This window comes from Endozoicomonas sp. SESOKO4 (assembly GCF_024606275.1).
This window is the reverse complement of sequence record NZ_JAHHPS010000350.1, coordinates 1-1,151: the sequence shown is the minus strand read 5'-3', so window position 1 is coordinate 1,151 and position 1,151 is coordinate 1. Positions and strand designations below refer to the sequence as shown.

At 45.7% G+C, this 1,151-nt stretch carries 2 protein-coding genes; both read right to left on the bottom strand.

From position 1 onward, the window contains the following. Window positions 1-435, bottom strand: a 435-nt coding sequence (locus KDK16_RS06875; RefSeq protein WP_257275306.1) for a hypothetical protein, incomplete at its 3' end; no start/stop codon positions are given. 19 nt (window positions 436-454) lie between these two features. After that, window positions 455-757, bottom strand: coding sequence for a hypothetical protein (locus tag KDK16_RS06870; RefSeq protein WP_257275305.1), 303 nt, complete (start codon window positions 755-757; stop codon window positions 455-457). Window positions 758-1,151: the final 394 nt, after the last annotated feature.

Genomic DNA, 1,151 nt, shown 5'->3' with positions numbered 1-1,151 from the left:
AAGCAGGAATGAGTGAAAAAACCAATAAGCGGCTTGTGGGTGGGCTCCCTTGCAGTGGATGGCTGTATAGTAACTCACCATCAACATCGCGAGGCTCTGTTGATCTTCTGGCCTGGTGATATCGACAGGAGATTCAGTACCCTGGATGTTAATGAGAACGCCTAGTAACACATTCTGGTTTTCGTCAGACTCAACATGGAGTGCTTTTTTCACTTGTTGAATCATACTCAGAATTGTCAGGCTCTCATTGGGGAGAGTAACCGGGACGTAACTCAACATAGTATTCAGGATCAGAGCGTCTCCATTCAGGCCTGTATTCAACTGTTGGATATTGGCAGTAATTTGTGCATGGGTTATCAATGGGAGCGGGATTTGCATTAAAGGCTGAGGCTGCAGTGCTTCAGCGCCCTGTGGTTCTTCTGTATGCACATCCATTTTTTCGTCTCGTTCATTTTCATGATTTAAAGCAAAGATGAGATGTGTCGTATTCGGGTTGAGGGTAAAAGGAGGGGGGGGTTCCTAAATAAACATTGTGGTTAATCAAATCGTCCAGAAAGCTAGACGTTTTTGTCGTTTTATCTTCAGTAAATATCTCCTCCACAGGCATTGAGAAAGGGTTTTTTGCCAGCAGTTTAGAGCAGGGACAAACCATCATGATGAGGCCAAGGGAAGCAGCAACCGACTGATGAGCCTTGTTATGTTGGAAAAATATCGATTGCTTTGTTGCTGTAGGTAATTGAGCAATGGAGTGTGTCATCAACATCTACCTTATCCAGTTTATGAATGCTCAGATAAACTAGCCCATGGATTGCAGGAGTGCCGAATTTTAAGTATCAGTGAGACTCAGCCTGATCACCCGATTATGATTCGTTGAGCCAACGATATCTGCATTGAAGCCGGTGCTGACTTCATAAAAACCTCAACCGGGGAAGTGCGTTTAGCGCTACTCCTGAGTCTGCAGGCAACATGCAGATAGTCAGTTGCGACAGTGACAAGCAGAATATTGGCTTTAAACCCGCTAGTGCTAATCTGGCAGCATAAGACACTGCGCACATCGGGCAATTGCCGCTTTGAAGCCAGCAGTTTGTCGGGAAGCCTGCTAGCAGCCTGTCGGACTTAAGGCTGTCCTACTGCGGTTGCAATAAATTGGT